The following is a 536-nucleotide window of genomic DNA, read 5'->3' on the forward strand; positions in this document are numbered from 1 at the left end:
CTCTCATACACCTTGATATAATTGTCAATCATAACATTGTGATCAAATTTGGAAAAAGCTTCTAAGACATGCGCCTTTAACGAATTATAGCTCTGCAAGGAATTTGATAGATCAAGTATTATCTTTGCAACCTCTTCTACATCGATCGCCCAATCATTGAGTTGATGGACCCGGCCTGCCATTCCAGTCTTGGTTGCAAGCATGTTGCTTACTTCTCCAATATCACTGGCAATGACAGGTTTTCCGACACTCAAACATTCGATTAGTACAAGTGGGCAACTCTCCCCGCGAAAGGTTGAAGTAATCAAACCGACATCTGCTATGTTGAAGAAATCACGAACATTTACTTGAAAGCCAAGAAGATGGATAAAATTTGGCAGATTGGAGCTGTTAAGCCGTTCATACTCAGGTCCGTCACCCACCATGATAAGTTGGATCACACGTTTCGAACTAGCATTGGCCAAAGTTACCGCATCCACTGCCTCCTGCCAACCTTTTTCAGCAACAGCACGAGATGCAATACATATTATAAAATC

General features: G+C 41.8%; 1 protein-coding gene. It reads right to left on the reverse strand.

The window, feature by feature from the left end; genetic code table 11:
• Nucleotides 1-536 (reverse strand): glycosyltransferase family 4 protein (locus tag FV234_RS25965; protein WP_147832463.1); only part of this gene is annotated, 536 nt, incomplete at both ends.

This window comes from Methylobacterium sp. WL8 (assembly GCF_008040045.1).
GTDB lineage: Bacteria > Pseudomonadota > Alphaproteobacteria > Rhizobiales > Beijerinckiaceae > Methylobacterium > Methylobacterium cerastii.